This window comes from Shewanella phaeophyticola (assembly GCF_025398315.1).
Lineage (GTDB): Bacteria > Pseudomonadota > Gammaproteobacteria > Enterobacterales > Shewanellaceae > Shewanella > Shewanella phaeophyticola.
In genome coordinates this window covers 472,188-498,082 of sequence record NZ_JAODOQ010000001.1, presented here as the reverse complement: position 1 = coordinate 498,082, position 25,895 = coordinate 472,188, and the positions used below count along the sequence as shown (strand labels likewise).

Below are 25,895 nucleotides of genomic sequence, written 5' to 3'. Positions count from 1 at the left end.
AAAAAAGCCAACACCGAAAATGAGTGTTGGCTTTTATATAAAACAATAACAACGGGATTAATGAGAACACTAACCGCGCTTTAACGCACTTAATACGTCAATTGCTCGTAAGCGTGCCATTTTGTGTTCAACAATTGGCTTGGGATAAACTTGATTATCTGGCTGGGCAAATAAGTCATGCAGGTTAACCGATTTAGGCTCATGGATATCTTTAAATGACCAAGTTGCAATTTCAGGAATGTAACGTTTAATAAAACTCGCATCAGGGTCAAACTTGTTACTTTGAGTCATAGGGTTAAACACCCTAAAGTATGGCTGCGCATCACAACCGGTTCCGGCCGACCATTGCCAGCCGCCGTTGTTAGCCGCTAAATCACCATCAATCAACTGTTGCCTAAAATAACGTTCACCCCATCGCCAATCTACCAACAAATGCTTGGTTAAAAAACTGGCCACCACCATGCGTAAACGATTATGCATCCAGCCGGTTTGATTTAACTGTCGCATTGCAGCGTCGACTATCGGGTAGCCGGTTTTCCCTTCGCACCAAGCTTGAAACTCGTCAAGGTTGTTACGCCATACAATGCCATCACCTAACTCATTAAAGTTATGTGCCATCGATAACCGTGGAAACGCCACCAGCAAATGACGATAAAACTCTCGCCAAATAAGCTCATTGAGCCAGGTTTTAGCCGGGCAAGTATCATCAACTAATGCTTCCGGGTAGCGCGCTAAAATAGCCGCAACACATTGTCGCGAACTTATTACCCCAAGGGCTAAAAAAGGCGATAAACGACTGGTGCCCTCAAGAGCAGGGAAATCTCTATCGGCTTGATAGTCAGCTACTTGAGTTGCTAAAAACTGATCTAAAATACGCTTGGCTGCGCCCTCGCCTGCTGCCCATTGCTCACTACTGCGTTTGTTGCACTCAAACACAATAGCCTCAGGTTGCGCTAATGCTGCGGCTACTGAGGCCGGCGCGGCAACTGGCACTATGGCTCGTTGGCTCGCAATACTTTTCCATTTTTTTGAAAACGGGGTAAACACCTTGTACATATCACCAGACAGGTTTTGCACTTGCCCTGGTGCGAGCAAGCAATCTTGATCAATTAATGTCAGTGGTAAGCCTTGATCAATTAACTGAACATCACGACGGCGCTCATTAATTTCGGGCTCGCTGCCAGCAAAAACAGCATCGATATTGTGCTGCTGTAAATACTCATTTAACGCAGCATGGGAGTCATTAAACCATTGCAAATGCATCACATCTAACGCAATACCTAACGCAGCGAGTGACTGTGCTAACAAATTGACATGCCGTTCAATAAAATCAATTTGAATTGGCGCAACATCATGCTGCGCCCATTGCGATGGCGTCACTATGTATAGCGCTCTCACATTGCCTTGATGTTGCTTGGCAAACTCACAAGCCGCCACTAACGCAGGGTTGTCGGCAACGCGCAAATCTTGTCTAAACCACATCAAGCTATTCATCGTAGTCATTGCCCCCACAACCTAGTAGGCATAACGAAGTTTTAACGCTTCAGGATGCGGATTTAAATACACTTGATCTTCGATATAAGGAGTATGAAACTCACGAACATAGTGGTTAATCAAGGTAATAGGCACAAGCAAAGGCAGTAATCCCTGACGGTACTTTAAAATCGATTCGCTCAGTTCTTCTTTTTGTTCTGCACTTAATTGCTTCTTAAAATAACCTTGAATGTGCTGCAATGTGCTGGTGTGATTTTTTCGCGTGGCAATGATTTTAAGTGCCGTCATAAAGCCTTCAAAATATTGCTGTGTGGTTTGCTCTAAATCTTGAATGTCAGCCAACATTGGTAGCCTAAATCGCGATACCATTTAGGGCTGTGCGCCATCAGTAAATATTTGTAACGCGAATGAAACTGCATCAATTTGTGCTTTGTGAGACCAGACTGATTCATCTTTCTCCAATCGTTGTAAGCAAACACGCGAGTGAAAAAGTTTTCGCGGATGGGTAAATCATGTAAACGCCCTTCTTCCTCAACCGGCAATAATGGGTAACGTTCCATTAACGCTTTGGCAAATACACCCACACCGGTTTTTGAGCCATTATTGGTACCGATTTTATACTCAGTCACCCGCTCCATCCCGCAAGTTGGTGACTTTGCACATAAAATATAACCGCCCAGATAGTCGAGCTCTTCTACTTTATTTTTACAATATGCATTAAGTTCATCGGTCACGTCTAAAGACCCATCAGCACTGCGAATATGCACAATATCGCCATCGCGAATTTGACGCACACTTTTACGCGGCGCCCCCATACCTATTGCCATTTCAGGGCACACCGTGGTGTATTCAAAAAACGGTTCTATTTCTTGTTTACAGTAGTAAGAGTTTTTGTGGCCGCCATCGAAACGAACTTGGTTACCTAAAAGACAACTGCTGATCCCAATTTGGATTTTTTCTGGCACAAATGTGGCTATATCTGGCATGTATAATACTCCTGAGACCGAATTTTTTGCCTGTTATGGACAAATCATACCCACTTATGGTGGATTTAGTGTTTAATAATACGAAACTAAATGAAATAAGTTCATTATTTATAGAACCTTTTCAGCTAAAGTTGAAGCATAAAAAAGCAGAACCAGGGTTCTGCTTTTTTATTTAATTAAATTCTGAGGAATTGCGTATTAGGCAGCCTGCGTTTTGGCTTTTCGACCAACATACTCTAAGCCCCACACTAGGCCAATCCCAACGAAGGCACACACTATCGCCACTACGATTTGCGACGACTCACCAGTGACTTGCTCAAACTGAAACGGCGATAAGTTTTGCTCCAATAATGGCACTTGCTCACCTTTACTATTTTCGCGCCAGCTAATGACTTCTTTCCAAGGCCAAATTTTACCTAATGTACCAAGCATTAATCCGGTTAAAAACAACACGGTTGCATCGTGACACTTACGCAGCAATGCCGATAGCACATGGCTAAAGCTGAGCAAACCGATAGCTGCGCCGATGGCAAAACATGCTAAATAAACAATTTCAAACCCTGTTGCCGCAGCCAATACCGCTGGATACATGCCAAGTAACAGCAAAATAAAACTGCCAGAAATCCCAGGTAAAATCATCGCGCATATCGCAATTGCGCCACAAAAGAAGAAGTTAAGGTAAGTAATTTGCAGCTCAATAGGATGTAATACCGTAATGGCTACATGCAAAAGCGACGCCGCCAATAAACATCAATATTCTTAACGCGGTAAACTTTTCGACCTGTTTTACCATGTGCACCACAGAGTAAATAATTAGCCCAAAAAAGAACGACCATACCGGGATGGGATGCGTAGCCAATAGCCACGAAATCAACTTAGCTAAAGTGAAAATACTGGTTAAGATGCCGCCAAACACACACAATAAAAACGGCTCCATTAATGTACATAAAAGCCGCTTTAATCCCTTGCTGCTTAATAATGCCAAACAAAGAGACATTAATGTTGCGAATACCGTCTAATAAAGGGTCTAAAATGCCGGTAATAAATGCAATGGTTCCGCCAGATACACCAGGGACAACATCTGCCGCACCCATGGCCATACCTTTGATATAATTCAACAACAAGTTAGATTTCAAAATTTATCCTTAAATATTCATCACGGGCAAAATTATACCTGTCACGGCGCAAATGAGCGATGAAAAAGAGTACCCAGTACTTCACCCAAGGTTACAACAATGTTAATCTCATCCGACCAGACACGCATTAATACCCTAACCCGAGTTAAAAAAATGACACCTACAAAACCTAATAAAGTCATGTCACTGTACAAAAAAGTGACTTCATATCCATTTGGCAAACATATCTTTTCTAAAATGGTGGCACGCATGGCGCCCTATTTTGGCACGGTTCATCCTTACATTAGCGACTTAAAAGTTAATCGTTGTGAATGTCTTATTAAAAAACGTAAAAAAGTGCAAAACCATATTGGTACCGTGCACGTGATTGCGATTTGTAATGGCTTAGAAATGGCAATGGGCACCATGGCAGAAGCTTCTATTCCTGCTCATTTACGCTGGATCCCTAAAGGTATGTCAGTAGACTATACCGCCAAAGCCGGGACTGATATTCTGTGTGTGGCAGAGGTAACACCAGAGCAGTGGCAAGTCGGTGATATGTTAGTCGACGTGAAAGCCTACGACACCAATGGTGTAGTGGTAGTACAGAGCCATATTAAGCTGTGGATTTCTGAAAAACCCCAAAAATAGTCATAAAAACACTAGGGGCTGTTGATCTTTGCTGTTTGAATTTTGTTCGAGTTAAAAACGTGTTAATCGAGACGAATGGATTGATGCCTAGTCATCTAAGCAACTCTTTATTCGCAAAGAGTAAAACGTTTTTAGCCGAACCTTTCAGGCAGCGTTTGTTGGCCATTTTTACTGCGTTATCGACTTTTTATGTAGAATAACTACACCTCAAAGTCTCTGCCTTGTAGAAATGGCCAACAATTCGCTGCAAAAACAATCTTGAAAGATCAACAGACCCTAAAACATCCATAAAATGATTTTCATTTTATTTTTTGCTAGGGAAGCACAATGTTAAAAAACGATATATCAAAACAAACTACTAACCACCTCAATAAAATCATTTTGGTGTCGATTTTATTGATACTGATGATCAGCCTATACGGTAGCTGGTACACGGTCGACCAAGGCGAACGCGGTGTATTATTACGTAACGGTAAAATCATCGACACAGCAGAACCTGGGCTTGGTTTTAAAATTCCATTAATGGATACCGTAGTTAAAATCTCCACTCAAACGCACACTGCCAGCTATCAAGCATTACAAGCCTATAGTCGCGATCAGCAGCCAGCCACCTTACGCGCCTCTGTCACCTTTAGTGTGCCGCCCGATCGCGTTGAAGAAGTGTACGCCAAGTTTAAAGGTATCGACTCTATGGTTTCACGCTTGCTCGACCGCCAAGTGCCGACTCAAGTTGAGAACATTTTTGGTAAATACACTGCCATCTCTGCGGTTCAAGAGCGTATTAAATTTGGTATTGATGTGACAGATGCCATTACCAAGTCAATTAAAGGCTTCGGTAACGATCACCTCGGTACAGATTGAAAACATCGACTTTTCTAATGCTTATGAAAAATCGGTAGAAGACAGAATGCGCGCCGAAGTCGAAGTGCAAACACAATTGCAAAACCTTGAAAAAGAACGTGTTAGCGCACAAATTGCGGTGACTCAAGCACAGGCTGAAGCAGACTCACAGTTAGCGCGTGCTATTGCTGAAGCCGAAAGTATTCGGATTAAAGGTAATGCTGAAGCCTCGGCAATTAAAATCCGTGCCGAAGCATTAGCGCAAAACCAAAACCTGGTTGAATTAACCAAAGCTGAGCGCTGGGACGGCAAACTGCCAACCACCATGCTGCCAACGGGGACAATTCCGTTTTTAGAAGTACAGAAAAAGTAATCTATCACACCACGTCTCGTTAAAGGCGAGTTAAGCAAAAAATTGATTCACAATAAAAAAACCAAGCACAATGCTTGGTTTTTTTATGGCTTAACGTCAAACTCAATCTAGCCCATTTTCAATTCAAATAATCCTACTAAGCTTATTTAAACCGTCATACTTAATACAGCTAACAATGACTATAATTTAAAGCGACCAACGATATCAGCTAATTGATTATTAATGATATTAATATCATCCGCTTCTGTTAATGCTTGCTGCCCATTAGCATCTAATTCCAGTACAATCTCGTTAATTGCAGACATATTGCGACTCAACTCCTGAGTGACACAACTTTGTTCTTCGGCAGCCGTTGCAATTTGAGTACTTAAATCATTAATGTCATTTACATATTGAGTCATGATATCTAGGCTAGCTTCAACATTACTGGTATCGACAGCAGTTTCTTGACAGCGGGCTTTAGTATTACCCATTGAATCGACCACAACTTGAGTGCCTGTTAATAAACGCTCAAGGGCGGATTCAACTTCTTCGGTACTCGACATAGTTCGGCTAGCCAAGTTTCTCACTTCATCAGCAACAACAGCGAACCCTCGACCTTGCTCGCCTGCTCTAGCGGCTTCAATTGCCGCATTCAACGCTAACAGGTTTGTTTGTCCAGCTATTTCACCAATCACACTCAGAATGCCATTTATGCTTTGGGTCACTTCTGTCATTTTTGCAATATCGTCAGTGGTTTTATTAACATCGCCAACAAGGGCTGAAACAGTGACTTGAGATTTATGTACTTTTTCTCGAGACTCTTTACTGGTTTCATTCGCTTGTTGAGTGAGGTTCGCAGTGTTAGCGGCATCTTTTGCCATTGATTCTGCGGTTGAATTCATTTCTTCAATCGCAGTAACCACCTGTTCAGTTTCACCAACATGGTTTTGTATAATGGTGCTATTTCTTTGCGAATGTTCACGCATTCGATTGATGTTAGATTGAAGGGTAGTACTGGCGTTCTGAATTTCCAACATCATGTTTTGGAGATTTTCAATAAACTGATTTACTCCTTGTGCAATTTGTCCTAAATCATCATTGGTTTCAACCTGTAGACGTTGGGTTAGATCACCATCACCATTTGACAAACCGAGCACAGTGTCTTTAAGGGCTAAAATAGGGCGGTAGAGTATTTGAATTAACATAAAGGCAATCATCACACTGACTAACGTAGCAATAAGCGTAATAAAAATAGCAACATTACGAGATTCTTTTAATTTGGCGAATGCGACCTCTTTATCTAAACCTATCGCGAAATACCAATTTTTATCACCTGCGTTGATGATATGAGAGAAAAATATCTTATCTTGACCATCAACAGAATAATCAACAACATGACTTTCCTTACTCACAGCCTCCTGAACAGCATTTTTAAACCATGGAAACTTGGTTGCTTTCTCACCAAGTTTGACGATTTTAGAGGATGAAGCAAGAATGGTAGTGTCGTGATTAAGGATTACGGCTATTGAACCAGGAATATCATTAGACTCTTTGACCATTTTGTTAAGGAAATCAAGCGTCATATCGACAGATATGGTACCGCCCATTATTTTTTCAATAATGGTAATATAGTAACCGCCATCTGAACCTATATAAGGGTTTGTCACTGTAACATCATTGCCTTTCCGGCCATCTTGATACCAAGATGCAGTAGTCACATCGGTATCATATTTATGATTAGGCCAGCGGGGTGTGCTTATACTCCAATAAGCATCTCCAGTTTCAAAAGCCAGCACTGCACTGTTTAAATTCATTGCACTGGCTAAAAATTTAGTTTGGGCGATAATCTCTTGCTCTGTCCCTTCAATTTTATTTGTCTTATACAGGTCAGCAAGTTTGTTTATTCCGCCTACTTTTTCATTAATCAGCGTTTCAATATTCGCAGCTTTAGCCGCTACGTAATTGTTACTTTCACGCATAATATTTTCTGTGAGGGTATCTTTCTGCTGCAAATAAAGGATGTAACTTGAAATAGAAACCGATGATCCCACTAATAATATTATTGAAAATAATAATAATTTTTTAAGGCCTAAATTTTTCATGCTTTACCACCCACCAAGTTAACGTTATTTTAATGATAACATGTAAAAAATACTGTACTCGTCTATGAAACTGTGAATTCACAAGAGATTTTGGGTGGTTAAATACTTATTAAACAAAAGAAACAATATGTTATACAAACACACATCGAACATTATCAAACTTAAATTATCTCAACTGATTAGTCTAAATGTGACACAACACAATAGTAAGTTATGGTTGAATAATAGAATATTTATTAGCACTATCCGCAGTAAGCATATTTTCTGCCTCTATAGATGCTTTTTAAACAACACATAAAAAGGATTTCAACCATTAACAGTACAAGGCTCATGGATGAACACGTAACTCCAACTCGACGCCTCGCCAACCTTGACGCCATTCGTGGTGTGGGTGTGCTGGGTATTTTCTTTTTAAATATCTACTTTATGGGCAATAGCTTTTATGGCTATGCACCACATGCTGCACAGCCGGTTAGCGATATTACGATTGAACTGTTGAGTAACTTTTTCCTGGAAGGCCGTTTCTTTAGTTTATTCGCGATGTTGTTTGGCGCGGGTATGTTAATTCAATTTCAAAAATATCAATCTCAGTTAGCACAGCCATCATCACTGAAGCACCTCAAACAACAAAAGTGGCGTTTATATTGGCTGATTCTATTTGGAATTATTCATGGGATTTTTATCTTCCCGGGCGATATTTTACTGTCGTATGGCGTCAGTGGATTACTGGCTTTTAAGTATCGCAACCTCGATGCGGATGCGTTAATTAGGCAGGCAAAATGGTTTATTTTTATGTCGCTTATTCCAATCACCTTGATATCGCTCACGCCAGACGACCAAGTATACTTGCGAGACTCAACGTTATTTATGGAGCAACTATCAGCCTGGACTGGCAGTTATTCAGAACAATTAATGCTGCACCTGACGATGTTTGGTTACATGATTTTGGTAATCCCACTAACGTTGATGTGGTTTATTGCCGGGCTAATGCTAATCGGTATGGCACTATATAAACGCAATGTTTTTAGCCAGGGATTAGACAGTAAGTTGTTAAAGCAATGTCTTTTTTGGGCGCTGGTATTATCGCTAATCGACTCAGCATTAAGTTTTAGCGGTATGGCGCGGTTAGTGGCGCTGTCGGACGTGGTATTACTGTTAAGTGCCATCGCCTGTGCTTTAGTGTATATCCATATCATTTGTTTGGTGTGCAACAACAGCCCACAGCGTTTAAGCGCACTACAAAATGTCGGTAAGCTGGCATTTAGTTTATATATATTGCAATCCATTGTCGGAATTATACTGCTACGCTATCTTGCCCCAGAGTGGCAGCAACAACTAGATAGAGCTGGTTATATGTCTATTGCTATTATTTACACCATGGTGCAACTATTGCTCGCACATTGGTATTTACGTTATTTCAAACAAGGTCCACTAGAAAAGTTGTGGCGTTATTTAGTGCTAAAACGAGGCTAATCTCAATAAGTATTAAGAGAAAAAGCACACCTTGAGTAACAATCGAATCATCAGAAAAGTGAAAACGCCAATATGAACAAATTTGCTTGGCTAATGTTAACCCTACTCACCCTATCGAGTGTATTCATTCACCCGTGGTTAACTGCAGTTTTTTTAGCGCTTAATCTGTTAACCGTGACCTTGTATTACCTCGATAAACGCGCGGCAATCAATAGCGCTCGGCGCATTAGTGAAAAAACCTTACAACTGTGTGCGTTATTGGGCGGTTGGCCTGCCGCCTTGCTAGGCCAACATCATTTTCGCCATAAAACCCAAAAGACCTCTTTTATTCGGCTACTGTGGTGCTACATTGTGGTTAATATTACCGCGATAAGCGCTGCAGGCTATGTCTATTTTGATAGGCTAGCAGTGCCAATGTCATAAGGCGTTAACAACGTCTATCACTCAACAATAACCCGCTGACTAAAATAGATTTTGCGTAGTTTGATAGCGTTCATCATTTTGCGGTAAACTCATGCCACTAAACCTATTTTATTGAGAAAAATTATGCGTATGATTTTGGCCGTTGTGGTCATTGCTGGAGTAATATTTTACTTTTTCAGCCAGATGAATAATTCCAAGGCCGCAAAAGAAAACATCGAAAAAGGTAAGCTGTTTTTAGCCGAAAACGTTAAGCGTGAAGGTGTAGTACAAACCTTGTCTGGGCTGCAATATGAAATTCTGACTAAAGGTGACAATACTGAACCCCCAAAAGCCAACAGCAAAGTGACCGTGCATTACCATGGCACCTTAATTGACGGCACTGTATTTGACAGTTCGGTTGAACGTGGCGAAACCATTAGCTTTGGTTTAAACCAGGTGATTAAAGGCTGGACTGAAGGTGTACAATTAATGACTGTGGGTGACAAGTTCCGTTTTTATATTCCAAGCCAGCTTGCCTACGGTAACCGCTCAACCGGCAAAATTGTAGGTGGCTCGGTACTGATATTTGATGTTGAGTTATTTGCGATTAATTAATCTAGTGCTATTGATCAACATAAAAAGCCTCCGTAATGGAGGCTTTGTGGTTTTATGAGCTCGCTTTAACCTATGCTCAAGCCAAATAAAACGGATCATCAATTGATTTGGCAGGTTGGGTAAACCATTTTGGCTCTTGAGCCGTCATGTAAAAATGGTCTTCGTGTCGAATACCAAACTCACCAGGCACACACAACATGGGCTCGTTACTAAAACACATGCCACTAGCCAGTAAAGTTGAGTCATTACCGACTAAGTATGGCCATTCATGAATGTCTAACCCTATGCCATGTCCGGTGCGATGTGGTAAGCCAGGTACCTGGTAACCCGAGTCAAAACCTGCATTTTCTAACACCTTGCGCGCCGCGACATCAACATCACAGCAAGGCGTGCCAATTTGCGCAGCATTAAAGGCGGCAATTTGTGCATCTTGCTCTAACTGCCATAACTGGCGTTGACGTTCATTGGGTTCACCAAACACGTAAGTGCGAGTAATATCTGAGTTATAACCGTGCAACTGACAGCCGGTATCAATCAGCACAGTATCGTTAATCTCCAATGATTTTGGCGACTTAACTCCATGTGGATAGGCGGTGTCTTCGCCAAATAATACAATACAGAAATACGAACCTTTTGGAGCACCTACCGCATAATGTGCTTGGTCGATAAAGTCTTCAACCTCAGCGGTGGTAATCCCTTCACGCAATATACTCGCAGCCGCTTTATGCACCTCAAGCGTCATGTCTTTTGCGCGTTGCATTAAGGCGATTTCGGCAGCAGATTTAATCATTCGACAACCTGCAGTAACGGTTGTTGCACTGGTAAAGCGATGTTGAGGCGAAGCTTGAGCGATACCGTCGCTAATAAAAAACGGTGTCGATTCATCAATGCCAATCTTGGCTTGCTTAAGAGCTCATTTTATCAAGCAAATTGGCAAATAATTGATAAGGGCTTTGATCTTCATGCCAGGTGTTTATTTGACCTTTAATGGCCATATACCCTTGCAAAGTATCTAGCTCAAACGCTGGGGCAATGTACTCAATCGCGCCCACAGCAGGAATGATAGCCCCGACCATACGTTCACTTGAAAACCAGCGTGTACCGCTAAAATAATACAAGTTAGTGCCCGCATTAACATAAATAGCATCTAAGCCATGTTGTACCATTAACTCTTGTGCACGCTGTATGCGTTGATTAAATTCATCCTCGCTTATGGCTGCAACACCGTCTGTCATTTTACATAATTTAGCTAATGCCTGCTGCGGGCTAACACCACCAACACCGATTGTCATCACGAGTCCTTTATTATTGTTATTGTCAGATAAACACCGACAAGCATAACGCCTACAATGTAGAGTTACCATTGTATACAATATAAGTTTACAATTTAAGCCAAGCAAATCTTAGCAACTACGCTTGCAAGGCTGCTGTTGCCCTTGCGATAATTGCACCTCATTTACAGAGCTGAGTTCATCAGTCGCCTCCAACGGAGAAACCATGTCCAATATTATTGCCACCCGCCTTAGTGCTATTCGCCAGCAACTTGAAGTTAACCAAATCGATGCCTTTATTATTCCCCGCGCCGATGAATACTTAGGTGAATACGTGCCTGCCCGCAATGAGCGTTTACACTGGGCGACGGGCTTTACCGGCTCAGCAGGTATGGCGATTGTATTAAAAGACCGCGCCGCCATTTTTACCGATGGTCGTTACACAGTGCAGGTGCGCCAGCAAGTCGATGGCTGTTTATTTGAGTATTTAAGCCTGCATGACGACCCACAAATTGACTGGCTAATCGACACCTTACCCGCTGGCGCAAATGTGGGTATCGACAGCCGTTTACACACTCTTGCCTGGTACCAACAAACCAAAGCGCAATTCGATAAAGCCCAAATCAACTTGGTTGAAGTAAACGACAACCCGATTGATGTGAGCTGGCAAGATCGCCCTGCACCATCAGCATCAACCATGACATTATTTAGCCATGAAGGTGCGGTACGTAATAGCATTGAGAAACGCCAACAAATTGGGGCATTAGTTAAAAAACAAGGTGCCGACATGGCACTTATCGCGGCATTAGATTCATGCTGTTGGTTGTTAAACATCCGTGGCAACGACGTGCCACGTTTTCCGGTTGTCTTGGGCTGTGGTTTACTATCGGCAAATGGCGACATGACCTTCTTTACCGACTTAGGCAAAGTACCGCAAAATATTGCCGAGCATGTGGGCGAAGGGGTGAGCTTTAAAGAAGAGTCTGAATTAGCCAGCGTGTTAGCGCAAATGGATGGGGTTAAATTGCTAGCCGATCCTCATTCTGCCAATGCATACTCACAATTATTAGCGCAAAAAGGCGGTGCCAAACTCATTGCTGGGACAGATCCTGTTGCATTACCTAAGGCGCAAAAAAATAGTGCTGAACTTGCGGGTATGCGCGCCTGTCATATTCGTGATGGTGTTGCCGTTAGCCGCTTTTTAGCCTGGTTAGACAGTCAGGTTGAGCAGAACATCATGCATGATGAAGCGCAACTGGCAGATAAATTAGAACGCTTTAGACTGCAAGACCCGCTGTATCGTGAGCCAAGTTTTGACACTATCTCGGCCACCGGTGCTAATGCTGCCATGTGTCATTACAATCACAACAATGGCACCCCAAGTACCATGACCATGGACAGTATTTACCTGGTTGACTCTGGTGCACAATATATCGATGGCACTACCGATGTCACTCGCACTATCGCCATTGGTAAAGTAACCGACGAGCAGAAAAAAATGGTGACCTTAGTATTAAAAGGTCATATTGCACTTGATACTGCACGTTTCCCTAAAGGCACCTCGGCCAGCAACTTGATGCCTTTGCACGCCAATATTTATGGCAACACGGTTTTGATTATGATCATGGTACCGGTCATGGCGTTGGCCACTTTTTGAGTGTGCATGAGGTACCACAACGCATTGGTAAAAACGTCAATGGCGTTGCGCTGTTACCTGGCATGGTATTGTCGAACGAGCCTGGTTATTACCGCGCCGACGGTTTTGGTATTCGTATCGAAAACTTAGTGGCAGTACAACCTTGCAACGCCCTGCAAGGTGCTGAGCGTGAAATGTATGAATTTGACGCATTAACCCACATCCCAATGGATGCACGCTTAATCGACAAATCATTATTAACTGATTTTGAAGTGAATTGGTTTAATCAATACCAACAAAAAGTACGCAACACCCTAGCGCCATTAATGCAAAGCGATGAACTAGCCTGGTTAAATAAAGTGACTAAGGCGATTTAAGCGCTAGCATTTCAAGCACACGTGATGATAAAAGGCTTAGGGCGATTCAATCCCCCTAAGCCTTTTTGGTTTGTCGCTATAAATAATGAAATAAAAACTTACTGCTGACCCAACAATACTTGTGGGTATCTACTTTGGTGAAGTTAAAGAAATGCTCAGCAGCGCCTAAGTAGTTCAAAAAACGCAGGCTGCTGAAGCCTGCGTTTAAGTTATTTTATGTCGATAATTAGTTTACATCACGCACTAAACGAACATAGTTGTAAATACGTACGCTGTCGTATTGTGGCCAGAGCCACCAGAGTAATCTTCACCGTCCCATGTTTTTGGATCGCTTCGCTGTGCACCTGCACCATGAACGTCGACCCAGCGTCCGACATCACTGTCGTAGCCAAGGGCTTTACCAAAAGCAACATAAGAGGCGGCATTACCATAGGTTGTATTTAAATCCGTATCATCAGAATCAACGCCATCAGTAGCATGGGTTGTACTGCTCCAATACAGACCATAATCTGCCTCACCATTCTCGTCGGTAATCGTTGTAATGTTAAATACATCGTCGATGACCGCATAGTCGGTATCGGCGAGCTCTTCGGTATATTCAACCAGGCTATGTAACTCTTTTACGTTAGGTAAACGCCAATCACTGTAGCCTAAATAATTGGCTTCATTCATGGTTGTTACATAGGTAAAGGCATCTTGCCATAACATTGCACCGGCTAAATCAGTGTCGTCAGCAATGATTAAACCATTGCCGTCGGCATCAGTCCAATCAAGCTTGGTGTAATCAAAGCCTGTGGACTCTGTCAAAGTGCCTTCCGTTTCATCATAATCTGCACCACTGTCAGATTGCGCCCACATTAAGTTGGTTGCATTATCGGTTACGGTATGGTCGCCATTATCGATAAAGTCATTAGTTGCATAATCGGTATTGCCGCGCATGCACATCACAAAGTAAGTTTTATCGCCATTATAGAACGCTTCGGTATAACCCTTAATACGACCATCGGCAAAGTTCACCCCGAACATCATTTCAGTACCTTGGCCATTGTAGAACTTTGAAGTCGTCGCATATTGAGAATCGATAATCCGCTCATTCTCGGTGCTACCGTAGGCAAAATCAAAATAATCCCAATCAATAAAGGGTTGTAGATAAGTCAAATCATCAGAAGTAGGATCGGTTCCTTGAAAGTTCATCAAAGAATAAAGCTGTTTAATATTAGGAAGCTGCCAATCAGTTTGGCCTGCATAATCTAGGTTATTACAATATGTTACCGCATCATCAGAAGACATTTTGTCATCACTGGTGATTTCACCATCATCGTTCATTTCTGGGCTTTGGAGTCCAGATAATGCCCGTGACATTATCGGTGACCGTAATGTCACCATCATCGGTTACATTGGTGGTGTAACTTTGCTCGCTGCCATTGAGAGTTTGAGCATCTTGGCCATAAAAATCTTCTAATGACGATGCCGGGCAAGCTAATTCAATATTGTTGTCATAACAAATGCTTTGGGCAGAATCTGCAATGGCATAAGAATAGCTATTGTCTGTTGCCGTATCATCGTCGGTGGTGTCTACAGTTTCGGTCACTTCGACTGTGTCGGTAACATCATCTGATGATGAACTGTCGCAACCTGCAATAATTAAACCCAACATGATAGAACTGACCATGGCTAAATGGGTATATTTGTTCATTTATAATCCTCTGCACTGTATGTTAAACACTGTATCACTGCCATTTACAATACAGTTTCAAAGTGCAGAAAATGTGCAAAAATTATGTAAAGACGGTTGGTGAGGTAACTAAAAATACAAAGCTGAATCTAGTTCACACAATTTAAACAAAACCTGTTTGAACAAGGCTTTGATGCGAGTCGAAATATGGGGGATGGGGGATAAAAGACAAAAAGTCGACACTCATTAATTGAGTGTTAACTCAATGACATTGATTATTTGTCACTCGGCCTTGAAATGGAACTTTTACACACTGTACCCAGTTAACAGCATTAGCTTGGTATGAGCTAATGCTGAGCGAACCCGGATAAATGAAGGTAATAAGCTATTGCTGCCGAATATGATTATATCGGCAATAATAACTATTTTCGCTTGCTAAAACGCCCGATTAATTTTGCTATGCCGACCGTAATTAACATGGGCACGCCAATTAAAATCAACTCTTTAACAAAAGGCAATATGTACATCAATATGGAGGGCATTTTACTTTTACCTTCCCCATCGCCATGGGAATATCCCTGGGCATTTATTTGCTCAGCCCAACTTGTCCACTCTAGTGATACCAGCAAGATGCTCACGAAAATAGAGATGGCTAACACATAACATAAACGTGGCTTCCATTGATATTGTAAGTATTTCATCGTTATGCCTTTTTGCCTACCATGCGTTTAGTCAATTGCACCATCCAGTTCCAATGTAACGCGAGGTGAATGCCAATCATTGGCATAATTAGTGTTGCAGAGTCATGGTGGATTTTAGACCAAAAGTCTTGAATATTAATGTCGATTTGCAGTGTAGGTAACAGGGCTACCGACACCAGAAACCCACTAATAGTCGCGAGTAGCATCATTAAGTAAAGTAGGTAATTCCACACCGTGTTAAAGCGTTCTTTAGCGGATATTTTTGAAAATAATCGCTTAAAACTGTGGGTTATCCAATCCCAGTGCAATAACAAGTGGATTGCAAATGGCACAATAAACAACAAGCTTAACCATTCATGCAACGGCACACCGGTAGCCTGAGGGGCTGACACAAGCATAAAACTTACCAGTAACAGCGCATCCATTACATAACGGGTTTTCTGCAGGTTTTGTTTCCAATCGGACATGATTTTTATAACCTTTAAATCACTTATATTTATTGATGTTGAGAGCACATTAGACAGCAAATAAACTCACCTAGAGAAGACGTAAATTTGCTGCCATTAGCGACGGTTTTAGCTAGGGTCGGTTGATCTTTCAAGATTGTTTTTGCAGCGAATTGTTGGTCTTTACTCACATATATAACTGCGCGGCAGAGACTTTGAGGTGTAGTTATTCTACATAAAAAGTCGATAACGCAGTAAAAATGGCCAACAAACGCTGCCTGAAAGGTTCGGCTAAAAACGTTTTACTCTTTGTTGAATGATTCTTCGCAAATAAAGAGTTGCTTAGATGACTAGGCATCAATCCATTCGCCTCGATTAAAACGTTTTTAACTCGAACAAAATTCAAACAGCAAAGATCAACAGACCCTAGAAAATATAAGAGGCACTAATTTTAAAATTACGACCTGACTCATAATCTTGAACCGTATCACTGGTGTATGAAGCATGTGAGTAATATTGCTCATCCAACAAGTTTTCGATACCAAAAGTTAAGGTTAAATCTGGTGCGCTAGCAGGAAGCCACTGTGCACTAATGTTGTGCACGTCGAAACCCTTTTTATTAATGTCAGCGCCGCCGTACACCACATCATCACTTAAGGTTACCAAGGTTGTCCAGTTGACATTAACGTCGTATTCGGTGAATTCATAAGCAAGCCCAAGTGACAAGCTATCACCCACTTCGTAGCGCAATACCTCACCGGTTTCTTGGCTTTCAGAGTTTGAACTTGAGTAGGTTAGACGCGCATTTAAATCATCTTTGCGCATGGTTAACGTTGATTCAACACCTTTAATGACATAATCACCAGAGTTGACATATTCACCGACAGGATTGCCTTTGCCCACTGACCAATTATCAATGTAATCGTTGATTTCAGTTCTAAACACATCAACAGAGAAACCGATGCGGTCTAGTCCGAACACATTATATTGTTGATACGCTGCGCCAACCGTATAGTTGACACCCGTTTCGGCTTTTAAATCTTGATCAAAGGTAGTGTCGTAATCGGTGTATGTTTCACGTAGACCAGAGCCTTTAAATAATTCAGTGGCTCCGGCAGTCACGGTCCATTGATCGTTAACTAAGTATTTTGTAGCCAGACCAAAAGTGAAGTCGGTCCAGGTTTTATCAAGAGAATCCCCCGTGCCCGGCGAGAACATATCCGCTTTGTAGTGGTTATATCGAATACCTGGGGTGACCGACAATTTATTGGTTACTGCAATTTCATCTTCAAGATAAATGGCATGAGAGTCTGCGGTTTCTTCGTTGCTGGTAATACCTTGCTCAATCAGTTTTGATGTCTGCTCGTAACCTTCCGCGCCATAACGCAGGGTGTGAACAACATTGCCCTGAACAACCGATTCAGCCAGCACGGTATAACCAGTATGTGTAGACTGCCCTTCAGTATCTGTTGGCATATAGCTAAGTTCATTTTGATATAGGCTGGTGCGTAGGTTTAACATGTCACCGAGATCAAGTTCATAGGCTAATGATACTGTGGTACGGGTATATTCAATTTCCTGTGTTTCTAATTGGTTGTTTTCGTTATAGTTACTGCCGAAGTTAGTTTTGATGTAATAATCACCTTGATCAGTGTATTTGTCGTAAGACAATTCAAAGCGGCTATTGTCATCGACATCCCAACCCAGCTTGACTATACCGTTAGTGATTTCCCCTTCGTTACCTTGAACTTCATTTCCATCACCATCATCAAAATTATGGCGGTCGGTATATGTCAGATAACCTAAGGCATCAATACTGTCAGTAAGCTGAGCGTAAACCGTCGCAGAGCCACCAACAGAGTCATTAGTTGAATAATCAGCATGTACACGGGCACCAAAATCTTGTTGTGGGTCAAGTAAATCGGCGGCATCTTTGGTTTCAAACGCCACACCACCAGATAGTCCACCTGTGAGTACAGAGTTTGTCCCCACATTGATATCAACCGCTTTTAAAATATCCGCATTGATTAACAAGTTTCCTGAATGGTGAAACATGTTGTTGTTTTGAGTAACGCCATCAACGGTGATGTTTAAATCTAATTCATCGACGCCGCGGATGTTGATACCTTGCACCATAGAGTGCGAGCCGCCCACATCAATACCAGCTTGGTCGCGTAATAAGTCACTTAAGTGGTCTGCTTGTCTTTTTTCAATGTCATCTTGTAATAAAGAGCCATTAGTAATCGTGGTGCCCCACACTTCAATTTTTTCTATTTTGTCTGTGGTATCGGCAGCAGTAGCATTAAAAGAAAACCCGGTTAACAAGGTACTGATGACGATGGCTACATGAGTTCGTGCCAAAGGAGAAGAATAAGTCGAGATCATTAGTTTAACAACACCAATCTAAATGAGAATGGTTACCATTAGACTTATCGTTGGGGTGTTATGCAAGTAACAATGAATACCCTAGTTGTATAACAACTATTTAATTATTGAATAACTGTTCATTTATCAAGCTCCTAAACCATTTGCATACAGGGTCGTTGTGATAGCGTTGATGCCAATATAAGCAAACCTGTGATTGGTTGATTTTAAGCTCGTTGGGTGCGGAACGTGATATGAGTGGGTAATGTTGACATAACTCATCAGCAAAATGGTTAGGCACATAAAAAATCACATCGCTGTGTTCTGTAATAGTGCCGATATTGTCAAAGTTTTTTAGGCGTATTGGCGTGGAAATATTGTCAAATCCAAGGGCTTCAAAACATGGAGCAATCGATAACGATTTTTCACCTTGAACTGAAATTTGTCCAAAATGACACTGGCTCAGCAACGAAGTCGTTAACTGTGTGTTGGCAAGATGATGGGTTTTCGACATCAATAAAACAAACTCCCTTTCAAATAAAGGGATTCGATACAGTTTATCTTCTGCAACCGATGGTTGATGCCCTGTTACCACAAAATGCACATCACCTTTTAATAAATCGGCAAATTGTGGTTTCGGGCTGGTATCGATATCAAGTGTCATATTAGGTGCTTCACGTCTAAACGCCCTAATGATAGCTTTTACTAATAGATTCATTTGCGGTGGTAAGCCAAACACTTTAATTGTGGCCTCACAAGTTAGAGGATCAAAGTCTTGCTTGTTCACTAGCAGTTCAACGTTACTTAAAATGCTATTTAAGTCGTGATAAATTGACTCAGCCTTGGGGGTCAACTCATAACCACCTGACATTCTAATTAACAGCGGATCATCAAAAATCACTCGCAACTTTGCCAAAGACCGACTAATCGACGGTTGGCTGATACCTAACGTCAATGCGGTATTACTGACATGTTTTTCTTCGAGTAACTGTTTTAAAATGATCAGAAGATTAAGATCAAGTTGGTTTATATTCATGGGTGTTAACAATCTAGCGGCGTAAATACTGATCCCGATTCTAGCATTGAAATAGCACGAAAAATATCATGCGGACTGTCGGTGGAAATGATTTACAGCACCGCCCCATATAGACACTGACGGCAAAGAACATTTTAAGCCGCCTTGAAATGGCCATCGGCTTACCTTCATTCAATAAGCTGACTTAACGATACTGTTTGCACAAGGTGTCAAAGTCATCTTTGGGGTTAAGTAAAAAATCATTGCCAACTGAAGAGATGTCAGTTTCTGAAATATAGGGGTTATCTATCTTAAAAACTAATCTGTTATTCAATTTAGCCTCGAGTAAAAACTCACAATGGCGCTGATAGAATAACTGATCAAATTGACCATTTTCGATGATTCGTTGCAGGCCAACTTCAATTCGTCTCGCAAGTCGTGGTTGGTTAGGTGAGACGTAAAAATAAGTTGCTAATGGGATATGCAACAAAAGGTGCTCATCAACCATTAACTCGGGGTACTGCTGATGAAACTGCGACACTTCTTGAAAGACTTCATTAACCCCTCGTCCAAATGTGACGAAACGTCCTTTGGATAGCATGTTAAACAAATTGTCGTAAAGTGTGCTTTCAACAACATCAAATCCCGCTTGTTGCATAGCCACTTTGGTCGACCATTGACTACCGGAGCCGGTTTTAAGCGATACGAACTGAGGTAGACTCGTAATGTTGGCAAGTACAGTGGCGTTTTCTTGCTTAACAATAAATACCCTAAAACCTTGAATACCTTTACGAATAGGAATTTTTATCGGAATAAGCTCTTCATTCCAACTCACTTTAGAGGCCTCAGCGATCACATTAATGCCGTCACCTTCTTTTAGAGATCTAAAAATACGGTTTCGGCTCATGTGCAAATCTGTCATCAACAAGCTACCCTCGCCAAAATCCATTGTGGTGGCTTCTATCACCAAGGTTAATAAGTCATAGGGGTATTGATAGCGATTATCTAGCTCTGATTCTGAACGATTTATGATAAACTCATCATTAGATTGGCACGTTGGATTCAATGCAAAAGCCCCGAGTAACAGCAGGCTCATTGATATGCAAAATCGCGTTACAGCGTTCATAAATTAACTCGTGGCGAAATGAGAACTCGGATGGGTGTATATTCATTGAAGCCGTAATATAACGGAACAATTTATTAAAAATCAGACACCTTGTGTGTACAAAGTCAAGCATAGGTTGACACTGTATTAAGATCAAACAATGACAATAGAAGCTGTGAAGGATAGCACAGACAAGACAGGCTAAATCTAATCGCGCAGATGTAAAGCTATACCTAAAGATAATAACTACCTCATTGGCGTTTACCGCACAAAAAAACAAGATGTATATAGCATAGGTCAAGTCGATACGCGCTACATTAGAAGCATGTAGCCAAGCTACTTAGTTTGTTTGCTTAACACGCCAACAAACAAAATATCTTGTGATTAAACACAGATAAAGTTCAGGATTTAAACAAAAGTTTGTTATACTCCGCGGCCGCTTATCGATGGCGCTCAAATCGGGTAATCTCACTCAAGTTTAACATTTTTCAACTATCCTAAGAAGTTAACAACATTGTTAAGCATGAGTTTAGCCATCGAGTAAAGTTAACGACCTAAATTATCTAGATTTACCTTGTTCAGCTAGTAAGCTTAACGCAACTAAATCGCTTTTTTTGATGTACATACAGGAACTGCACCATGAAATTCGAATCTTTTAGCTTCGCCCCAGAAATATTACGCGCGATCGCTGAGTGCGGTTATCAATCTATGACGCCAATTCAAAAGCAAGCGATCCCAGCCATTCGTCGCGGTGAAGATGTACTCGCCAGCGCGCAAACCGGTACAGGAAAAACCGCAGCGTTTGCTTTACCTATTTTACAAAAAATGTGTGAAGTGCCTAAAGAGACATTACCATCAAACACACGCGCATTAATTCTTACGCCTACTCGCGAACTTGCGGCACAGGTTGCAGACAACATTAGCGCTTACAGCAAACACCTCAACTTCACCGTATTAACCATATACGGTGGGGTAAAAATAGACACGCAATCGCAAAAGTTGAAACGCGGTGCAGATGTCATTGTTGCCACCCCAGGCCGTTTACTTGAGCATATTGTGGCTTGTAACTTAAGTTTGTCTAACGTTGATTTTTTAGTGCTTGATGAAGCAGACCGTATGTTAGACATGGGCTTTAGTACCGATATTAAGAAAATCTTGCAAGCGGTAAATAAAAAACGTCAAAACATGTTGTTTTCTGCCACCTTCTCAAACGAAGTGAAAAAACTGGCTAACGACATGCTAGATAAACCTAAAGTGATTACCGCAGATAAGCAAAACACAACAGCGGCAACCATTAGTCAAGTAATTTATCCAGTTGAACAACGCCGTAAGCGTGAATTACTGTCTGAACTGATTGGTACTAAAAACTGGCAACAAGTATTGGTCTTTACCGCGACCCGCGATGCGGCTGATAAATTAGTGGCAGAACTAAACCTAGACGGTATTCCGTCGGGTGTCGTACATGGTGAGAAAGCCCAAGGCAGTCGTCGCCGCGCATTACGTGAGTTTGTTGAAGGTAAAGTCCGAGTATTAGTGGCCACCGAAGTGGCTGCACGTGGCCTTGACATTCCAAGTCTTGAATACGTAGTTAACTATGATTTACCTTTTTTGGCCGAAGATTATGTTCACCGTATTGGCCGTACTGGCCGCGCGGGAAAAACCGGTGTTGCTATCTCATTTGTCAGCCGTGAAGAAGAACGCACGTTAGCCGACATTGAAAAGCTTATTGGCCAGCAAATCCGCCGCATCACAGTAGCGGGTTATGAAGTCGGTAGCCGTGAAATGTTGCTTAAGCAAATTGAAAAGCGCCGTAGCTTTGCCAAAAAACAGCAACGTAGCGACAACGTTGGCGCCCAAATGATTGCTGAGAAAAACATGGATGGCCGCCGTGTTAAAGTCGGTAAAACCAGCAGCCCGGTAAAATACAAAAAAATTAAGTAATCTCGGTTAGTTACATTTTACCACCCCGCAATAAAGGGTAGGCAAACTAAAAGACGCTTCGGCGTCTTTTTTGTCTTTAAATGAAATTTATTTTGTTATTTGTAGGTCTGTTTTGTAACGTATGGTTACTATTGTGACATCGAGTACGTTAGGACGACACCACACAAGGACTTATCATGTTAAAAACTTTACTAATTGCTAGCACTTTAATACTAACCAGCTTTGCCAGCATAGCTAAACCTATCGCCAGTGACGAAAACAATGTCATGCCACTGCTCAATGGTCATCAAATTCCTGCTGTCACCTTGCAGGATGTAGAGGGTAACGCCGTTGATTTAGCAAAATTAGTCGCCCAAAAACCGACTATTTTCTTTTTTTATCGGGGCGGTTGGTGCCCATTTTGTAATTCACAAATGGGACAACTAAAAGCCATTGAACCTAAACTTATCGAAATGGGTTTTCAGCTTGTGGGGATTTCGCCCGATACACCTGAAAAAATGCGCGCCTCATTAACCGATCAAAAGCTTGATTATTTATTGCTATCAGACAGCTCAATGACGGCGTCACAAGCCTTTGGGTTAGCCTATTACACCAGTGCTGATATCACCAAAAAATACACCGCAAGTGTAGTTACCAATGAGTTATTTACCACGCCACAAGGCGACAAACGCTTGGTGTTGCCCGTACCTGCTGTATACTTAGCAGACACAAAGAGCATAATTCATTTTCAATATGTCAACCCAAACTACAAAGTGCGCCCAGCACCTGAGCTTATTTTGGCCGCTGCTGGTCTTTTGGCTAAATAAAATGCACACAATAATTTACTCTCAATAACAAGCCAGTAATAATATTGCTGGCTTGTTATTACCTCCCCTTGTTAACTCACTCGTACCGAGTTGCTTCAAGCTACTTATCGTAATTAAACACAATCTTACATCACAAAAAATCATACCTATTGCGATAAAATAGCGATTTAGTGGTTTTTCTATTGGATTTTTTATCCTAGGGATCGTTACACTGTTCTGCATATAAAAATATCCCTACATAAAGGCTATAAATCATCATGTCCATTCCTACTATATTCGGCACAGCAAACACACCTGGCACAGTAAAAGCCATGTTATTAGGTTGCGGAGAGCTTGGTAAAGAGGTCGCTATTGAACTGCAACGTTACGGTATTGAAGTCATTGGTGTTGACCGTTACCCCAACGCCCCAGCAATGCAAATCGCTCATCGATTTCATGTGATTAATATGCTCGACGCTAACGCGTTAAAAGCGGTAATTGAGTTAGAGCAACCCGATTTTGTTATCCCAGAAATTGAAGCCATTGCCACTCAAACCTTAGTAGAACTTGAGCAGCAAGGCTTACATGTGGTGCCAACAGCGAATGCCACTAAGCTAACCATGGATCGTGAAGGTATTCGCCGCCTTGCGGCAGAAACCCTTAATGTACCGACCTCAAAATATTACTTTTGCGATACGCAAACCGAGTTTGAGCACGCCGTGGCCGACATTGGTATTCCTTGTGTGGTTAAGCCGGTCATGAGCTCGTCAGGTAAAGGCCAAAGTGTGATTAAGTCGAGCGATACCATTGCCAAAGCATGGGATTACGCACAAGAAGGTGGCCGCGCGGGACAAGGCCGAGTGATTGTTGAAGCCTTTATCCCATTTGATTATGAAATCACCCTATTAACCATTAGCGCTGTTAATGGCATTCATTTTTGCGACCCAATAGGCCACCGACAAGAAGACGGTGATTATCGTGAGTCTTGGCAACCACAGACCATGTCTGATGTTGTGTTACAAAAAGCCCAAGCCGTTAGCCAAAAAGTGGTTGAAGCACTAGGCGGCTTTGGTTTATTTGGTGTTGAACTGTTTATCAAAGGCGATGATGTGTATTTTTCTGAAGTGTCTCCAAGACCACACGACACTGGCCTAGTCACGTTAATTAGCCAGGACATCTCTGAATTCGCCTTGCATGTACGTGCCATATTGGGCTTACCAGTGAGCAATATCGTTCAGCATGGGTCAAGTGCTTCTGCAGTGATATTAGCCGAGGGCACCTCGACTAATATCCGTTACCAAGGCATGGCACAAGCGTTAGCGCCAGCCGACACTCAATTACGTTTATTTGGCAAACCTGATATTGATGGACGCCGCCGGTTAGGTGTTGCCCTAGCACGCGACATTTCGATAGAAAGCGCCATTGAAAAAGCCAAAACGGTCGCCAGCCACATTAACGTATTATTTTAATCTGGGCAGCCTTGAGCTTGTTAGAGCCCCTTGAGCTCAGCAAAAAACCTTGAACCAGCCCCAAAAAAAGGCCGCAAATCATTGCGGCTTTTTGTTGCTTAATCCTCAAGCATCTCTAACCATTTACACAATTAACCACATCCCCCTGCAGGAACTGCTTTATATTATCAACCGCAATGTTGAGTAGGTTTTGTCTTGCTTGCAAGGTTGCCCAGGCAATGTGCGGCGTAATGGTAATATTGGCAGCACTTAATAACGGATTGTCAGGGCTTGGCGGCTCTGTAGATAGCACATCAACAGCAGCAAAGCCGTTATTTTGATTAAGCCATTGCGCTAAATCAGCTTCATTAATTAAATCGCCGCGAGCAGTATTGACCAATAACCCCCCCGGTTTAAGCAGACCTAAACTATCATTGTTTATCATGTATTTTGTGGCAGCAGTAAGCGGACAATGCAGCGAAATAATGTCAGCTTGTTTCAGTAAGATGTCGCGCTCACACCATTGAATTGAAGGTGGTAACCCCGTTTTAGGCTTGGCACTGGTCACCAACACCTTCATTCCAAATGCGGCACCTAAATTAGCCACTTGCTGGCCAATATCACCATACCCGACAACTCCTAAGGTGAGCCCTTTCAATGACGTTAACGGCGATAACGTAAAACAAAAGTCGCGGTTGCGACTCCATTGCCCAGCTTTTACGGCTTGGTCGTGTAATGCCACTTGCTGATGGTGATGTAAAATATGGGCAAACACCATTTGCGCTACGGCATCGGGTAGTAAGCAGGGATATTGGTCACGCGAACGCCATGTTGGCAGGCACAGGCTAAGTCGACCACATTGGTGCCTGTTGCCAGTACACCGATGTAAGTTAATTGCGGAAGTTGGCTTAGAGTTTGGGCATTAAGCGGCGTTTTGTTGGTTAACACTATTTGCGCCCCCTGACAGCGCGCCACAATCTCATCGGCTAGGGTATGATCGTAAATAGTACACTCACCAAGTGACTGTAACCCTTGCCAATCTAAATCACCTGGATTGAGCGTATAACCATCTAATACCACAATTTTCATCTATGACCT

At 42.1% G+C, this 25,895-nt stretch carries 16 protein-coding genes and 6 pseudogenes; 9 read left to right on the top strand and 13 right to left on the bottom strand.

The annotated features are described in order from the left end of the window. Positions 1–69: 69 nt before the first annotated feature. From phrB to N4T56_RS02385, 3 genes and pseudogenes are all read right to left on the bottom strand, one after another. The gene (gene phrB, locus N4T56_RS02395; RefSeq protein ID WP_261732092.1) at positions 70–1,503 is read right to left on the bottom strand and encodes a deoxyribodipyrimidine photo-lyase; all 1,434 of its coding nucleotides are present in this window, start codon (positions 1,501–1,503) and stop codon (positions 70–72) included. A 12-nt stretch (positions 1,504–1,515) separates the two neighbouring features. Beyond that, positions 1,516–2,480 (bottom strand): annotated as a pseudogene (locus N4T56_RS02390) (YbgA family protein). Positions 2,481–2,678: 198 nt separating this feature from the next. After that, a pseudogene (locus tag N4T56_RS02385) lies at positions 2,679–3,580 on the bottom strand (DUF368 domain-containing protein). 189 nt (positions 3,581–3,769) lie between these two features. On the opposite strand from N4T56_RS02385, the gene N4T56_RS02380 reads away from it, so the two are divergent. Further along, the gene (locus N4T56_RS02380; protein ID WP_261734734.1) at positions 3,770–4,246 is read left to right on the top strand and encodes a hotdog fold domain-containing protein; all 477 of its coding nucleotides are present in this window, start codon (positions 3,770–3,772) and stop codon (positions 4,244–4,246) included. Positions 4,247–4,573: 327 nt separating this feature from the next. Beyond that, positions 4,574–5,459, top strand: a pseudogene (locus N4T56_RS22330) (SPFH domain-containing protein). A gap of 179 nt (positions 5,460–5,638) precedes the next feature. Here the strand turns inward: N4T56_RS22330 and N4T56_RS02365 are convergent. Continuing rightward, positions 5,639–7,543 (bottom strand): methyl-accepting chemotaxis protein, encoded by a 1,905-nt coding sequence (locus N4T56_RS02365; protein ID WP_261732089.1) that lies wholly within the window; start codon positions 7,541–7,543, stop codon positions 5,639–5,641. Between the two features lie 330 nt (positions 7,544–7,873). On the opposite strand from N4T56_RS02365, the gene N4T56_RS02360 reads away from it, so the two are divergent. From N4T56_RS02360 to N4T56_RS02350, 3 genes are all read left to right on the top strand, one after another. Beyond that, positions 7,874–9,016 carry a DUF418 domain-containing protein gene (locus N4T56_RS02360; RefSeq protein ID WP_261732088.1) on the top strand — a complete coding sequence of 381 codons (1,143 nt, stop codon included), beginning with the start codon at positions 7,874–7,876 and terminating at the stop codon, positions 9,014–9,016. Positions 9,017–9,088: 72 nt separating this feature from the next. Continuing rightward, positions 9,089–9,439 (top strand): DUF1294 domain-containing protein, encoded by a 351-nt coding sequence (locus tag N4T56_RS02355; RefSeq protein ID WP_261732087.1) that lies wholly within the window; start codon positions 9,089–9,091, stop codon positions 9,437–9,439. A 123-nt stretch (positions 9,440–9,562) separates the two neighbouring features. Then, positions 9,563–10,033, top strand: coding sequence for an FKBP-type peptidyl-prolyl cis-trans isomerase (locus N4T56_RS02350; RefSeq protein WP_261732086.1), 471 nt, complete (start codon positions 9,563–9,565; stop codon positions 10,031–10,033). Positions 10,034–10,109: 76 nt separating this feature from the next. On the opposite strand, the pseudogene N4T56_RS02345 reads toward N4T56_RS02350, so the two are convergent. Then, a pseudogene (locus N4T56_RS02345) lies at positions 10,110–11,325 on the bottom strand (M24 family metallopeptidase). 205 nt (positions 11,326–11,530) lie between these two features. Here N4T56_RS02345 and N4T56_RS02340 point away from each other — a divergent pair. Beyond that, a pseudogene (locus N4T56_RS02340) lies at positions 11,531–13,317 on the top strand (aminopeptidase P family protein). A gap of 243 nt (positions 13,318–13,560) precedes the next feature. Here the strand turns inward: N4T56_RS02340 and N4T56_RS02335 are convergent. The 7 genes from N4T56_RS02335 to N4T56_RS02305 all read right to left on the bottom strand — a co-directional run bounded on the left by N4T56_RS02335 (position 13,561) and on the right by N4T56_RS02305 (position 20,644). Beyond that, positions 13,561–14,679 carry a DUF1566 domain-containing protein gene (locus N4T56_RS02335; protein WP_261732085.1) on the bottom strand — a complete coding sequence of 373 codons (1,119 nt, stop codon included), beginning with the start codon at positions 14,677–14,679 and terminating at the stop codon, positions 13,561–13,563. Further along, positions 14,633–15,013 (bottom strand): hypothetical protein, encoded by a 381-nt coding sequence (locus tag N4T56_RS02330; RefSeq protein WP_261732084.1) that lies wholly within the window; start codon positions 15,011–15,013, stop codon positions 14,633–14,635. Before N4T56_RS02330 ends, N4T56_RS02335 begins: the two co-directional genes overlap by 47 nt. Before the next feature lie 401 nt (positions 15,014–15,414). Further along, the gene (locus N4T56_RS02325) at positions 15,415–15,693 is read right to left on the bottom strand and encodes a hypothetical protein (protein WP_261732083.1); all 279 of its coding nucleotides are present in this window, start codon (positions 15,691–15,693) and stop codon (positions 15,415–15,417) included. 2 nt (positions 15,694–15,695) lie between these two features. Then, positions 15,696–16,160 (bottom strand): DUF4405 domain-containing protein, encoded by a 465-nt coding sequence (locus N4T56_RS02320; protein ID WP_261732082.1) that lies wholly within the window; start codon positions 16,158–16,160, stop codon positions 15,696–15,698. A 405-nt stretch (positions 16,161–16,565) separates the two neighbouring features. After that, entirely contained in the window at positions 16,566–18,524 is a 1,959-nt protein-coding gene (locus N4T56_RS02315; RefSeq protein ID WP_261732081.1) for a TonB-dependent receptor domain-containing protein, read from the bottom strand. Between the two features lie 100 nt (positions 18,525–18,624). Beyond that, positions 18,625–19,539, bottom strand: coding sequence for a LysR family transcriptional regulator (locus N4T56_RS02310; protein WP_261732080.1), 915 nt, complete (start codon positions 19,537–19,539; stop codon positions 18,625–18,627). Between the two features lie 184 nt (positions 19,540–19,723). Continuing rightward, positions 19,724–20,644 carry a hypothetical protein gene (locus N4T56_RS02305; RefSeq protein WP_261732079.1) on the bottom strand — a complete coding sequence of 307 codons (921 nt, stop codon included), beginning with the start codon at positions 20,642–20,644 and terminating at the stop codon, positions 19,724–19,726. Between the two features lie 618 nt (positions 20,645–21,262). Here N4T56_RS02305 and N4T56_RS02300 point away from each other — a divergent pair. The 3 genes from N4T56_RS02300 (at position 21,263) to purT (ending at position 24,818) form a co-directional block, all read left to right on the top strand. Beyond that, positions 21,263–22,564, top strand: coding sequence for a DEAD/DEAH box helicase (locus N4T56_RS02300; protein WP_261732078.1), 1,302 nt, complete (start codon positions 21,263–21,265; stop codon positions 22,562–22,564). 176 nt (positions 22,565–22,740) lie between these two features. Then, positions 22,741–23,370, top strand: a complete 630-nt coding sequence (locus N4T56_RS02295) for a peroxiredoxin-like family protein (RefSeq protein ID WP_261732077.1) — start codon at positions 22,741–22,743, stop codon at positions 23,368–23,370. 272 nt (positions 23,371–23,642) lie between these two features. Beyond that, complete coding sequence (gene purT, locus N4T56_RS02290; RefSeq protein WP_390904103.1) at positions 23,643–24,818, top strand: formate-dependent phosphoribosylglycinamide formyltransferase; 1,176 nt, start codon at positions 23,643–23,645, stop codon at positions 24,816–24,818. 115 nt (positions 24,819–24,933) lie between these two features. Here purT and N4T56_RS02285 read toward each other — a convergent pair. Next, positions 24,934–25,886, bottom strand: a pseudogene (locus N4T56_RS02285) (D-2-hydroxyacid dehydrogenase). Positions 25,887–25,895: the final 9 nt, after the last annotated feature.

Excerpts from the sequence above, each read along its gene's own strand:
- N4T56_RS02310 (WP_261732080.1), bottom strand. The coding sequence starts at position 19,539 with ATGAATATAAACCAACTTGATCTTAATCTTCTGATCATTTTAAAACAG.
- N4T56_RS02300 (WP_261732078.1), top strand. The coding sequence starts at position 21,263 with ATGAAATTCGAATCTTTTAGCTTCGCCCCAGAAATATTACGCGCGATC.
- N4T56_RS02325 (WP_261732083.1), bottom strand. The coding sequence starts at position 15,693 with ATGAAATACTTACAATATCAATGGAAGCCACGTTTATGTTATGTGTTA.
- N4T56_RS02365 (WP_261732089.1), bottom strand. The coding sequence starts at position 7,543 with ATGAAAAATTTAGGCCTTAAAAAATTATTATTATTTTCAATAATATTA.
- N4T56_RS02315 (WP_261732081.1), bottom strand. The coding sequence starts at position 18,524 with ATGATCTCGACTTATTCTTCTCCTTTGGCACGAACTCATGTAGCCATC.
- N4T56_RS02355 (WP_261732087.1), top strand. The coding sequence starts at position 9,089 with ATGAACAAATTTGCTTGGCTAATGTTAACCCTACTCACCCTATCGAGT.
- N4T56_RS02335 (WP_261732085.1), bottom strand. The coding sequence starts at position 14,679 with ATGTCACGGGCATTATCTGGACTCCAAAGCCCAGAAATGAACGATGAT.
- N4T56_RS02330 (WP_261732084.1), bottom strand. The coding sequence starts at position 15,013 with ATGAACAAATATACCCATTTAGCCATGGTCAGTTCTATCATGTTGGGT.
- N4T56_RS02305 (WP_261732079.1), bottom strand. The coding sequence starts at position 20,644 with ATGAACGCTGTAACGCGATTTTGCATATCAATGAGCCTGCTGTTACTC.
- N4T56_RS02360 (WP_261732088.1), top strand. The coding sequence starts at position 7,874 with ATGGATGAACACGTAACTCCAACTCGACGCCTCGCCAACCTTGACGCC.
- N4T56_RS02380 (WP_261734734.1), top strand. The coding sequence starts at position 3,770 with ATGACACCTACAAAACCTAATAAAGTCATGTCACTGTACAAAAAAGTG.
- N4T56_RS02320 (WP_261732082.1), bottom strand. The coding sequence starts at position 16,160 with ATGTCCGATTGGAAACAAAACCTGCAGAAAACCCGTTATGTAATGGAT.
- phrB (WP_261732092.1), bottom strand. The coding sequence starts at position 1,503 with ATGACTACGATGAATAGCTTGATGTGGTTTAGACAAGATTTGCGCGTT.
- N4T56_RS02295 (WP_261732077.1), top strand. The coding sequence starts at position 22,741 with ATGTTAAAAACTTTACTAATTGCTAGCACTTTAATACTAACCAGCTTT.
- N4T56_RS02350 (WP_261732086.1), top strand. The coding sequence starts at position 9,563 with ATGCGTATGATTTTGGCCGTTGTGGTCATTGCTGGAGTAATATTTTAC.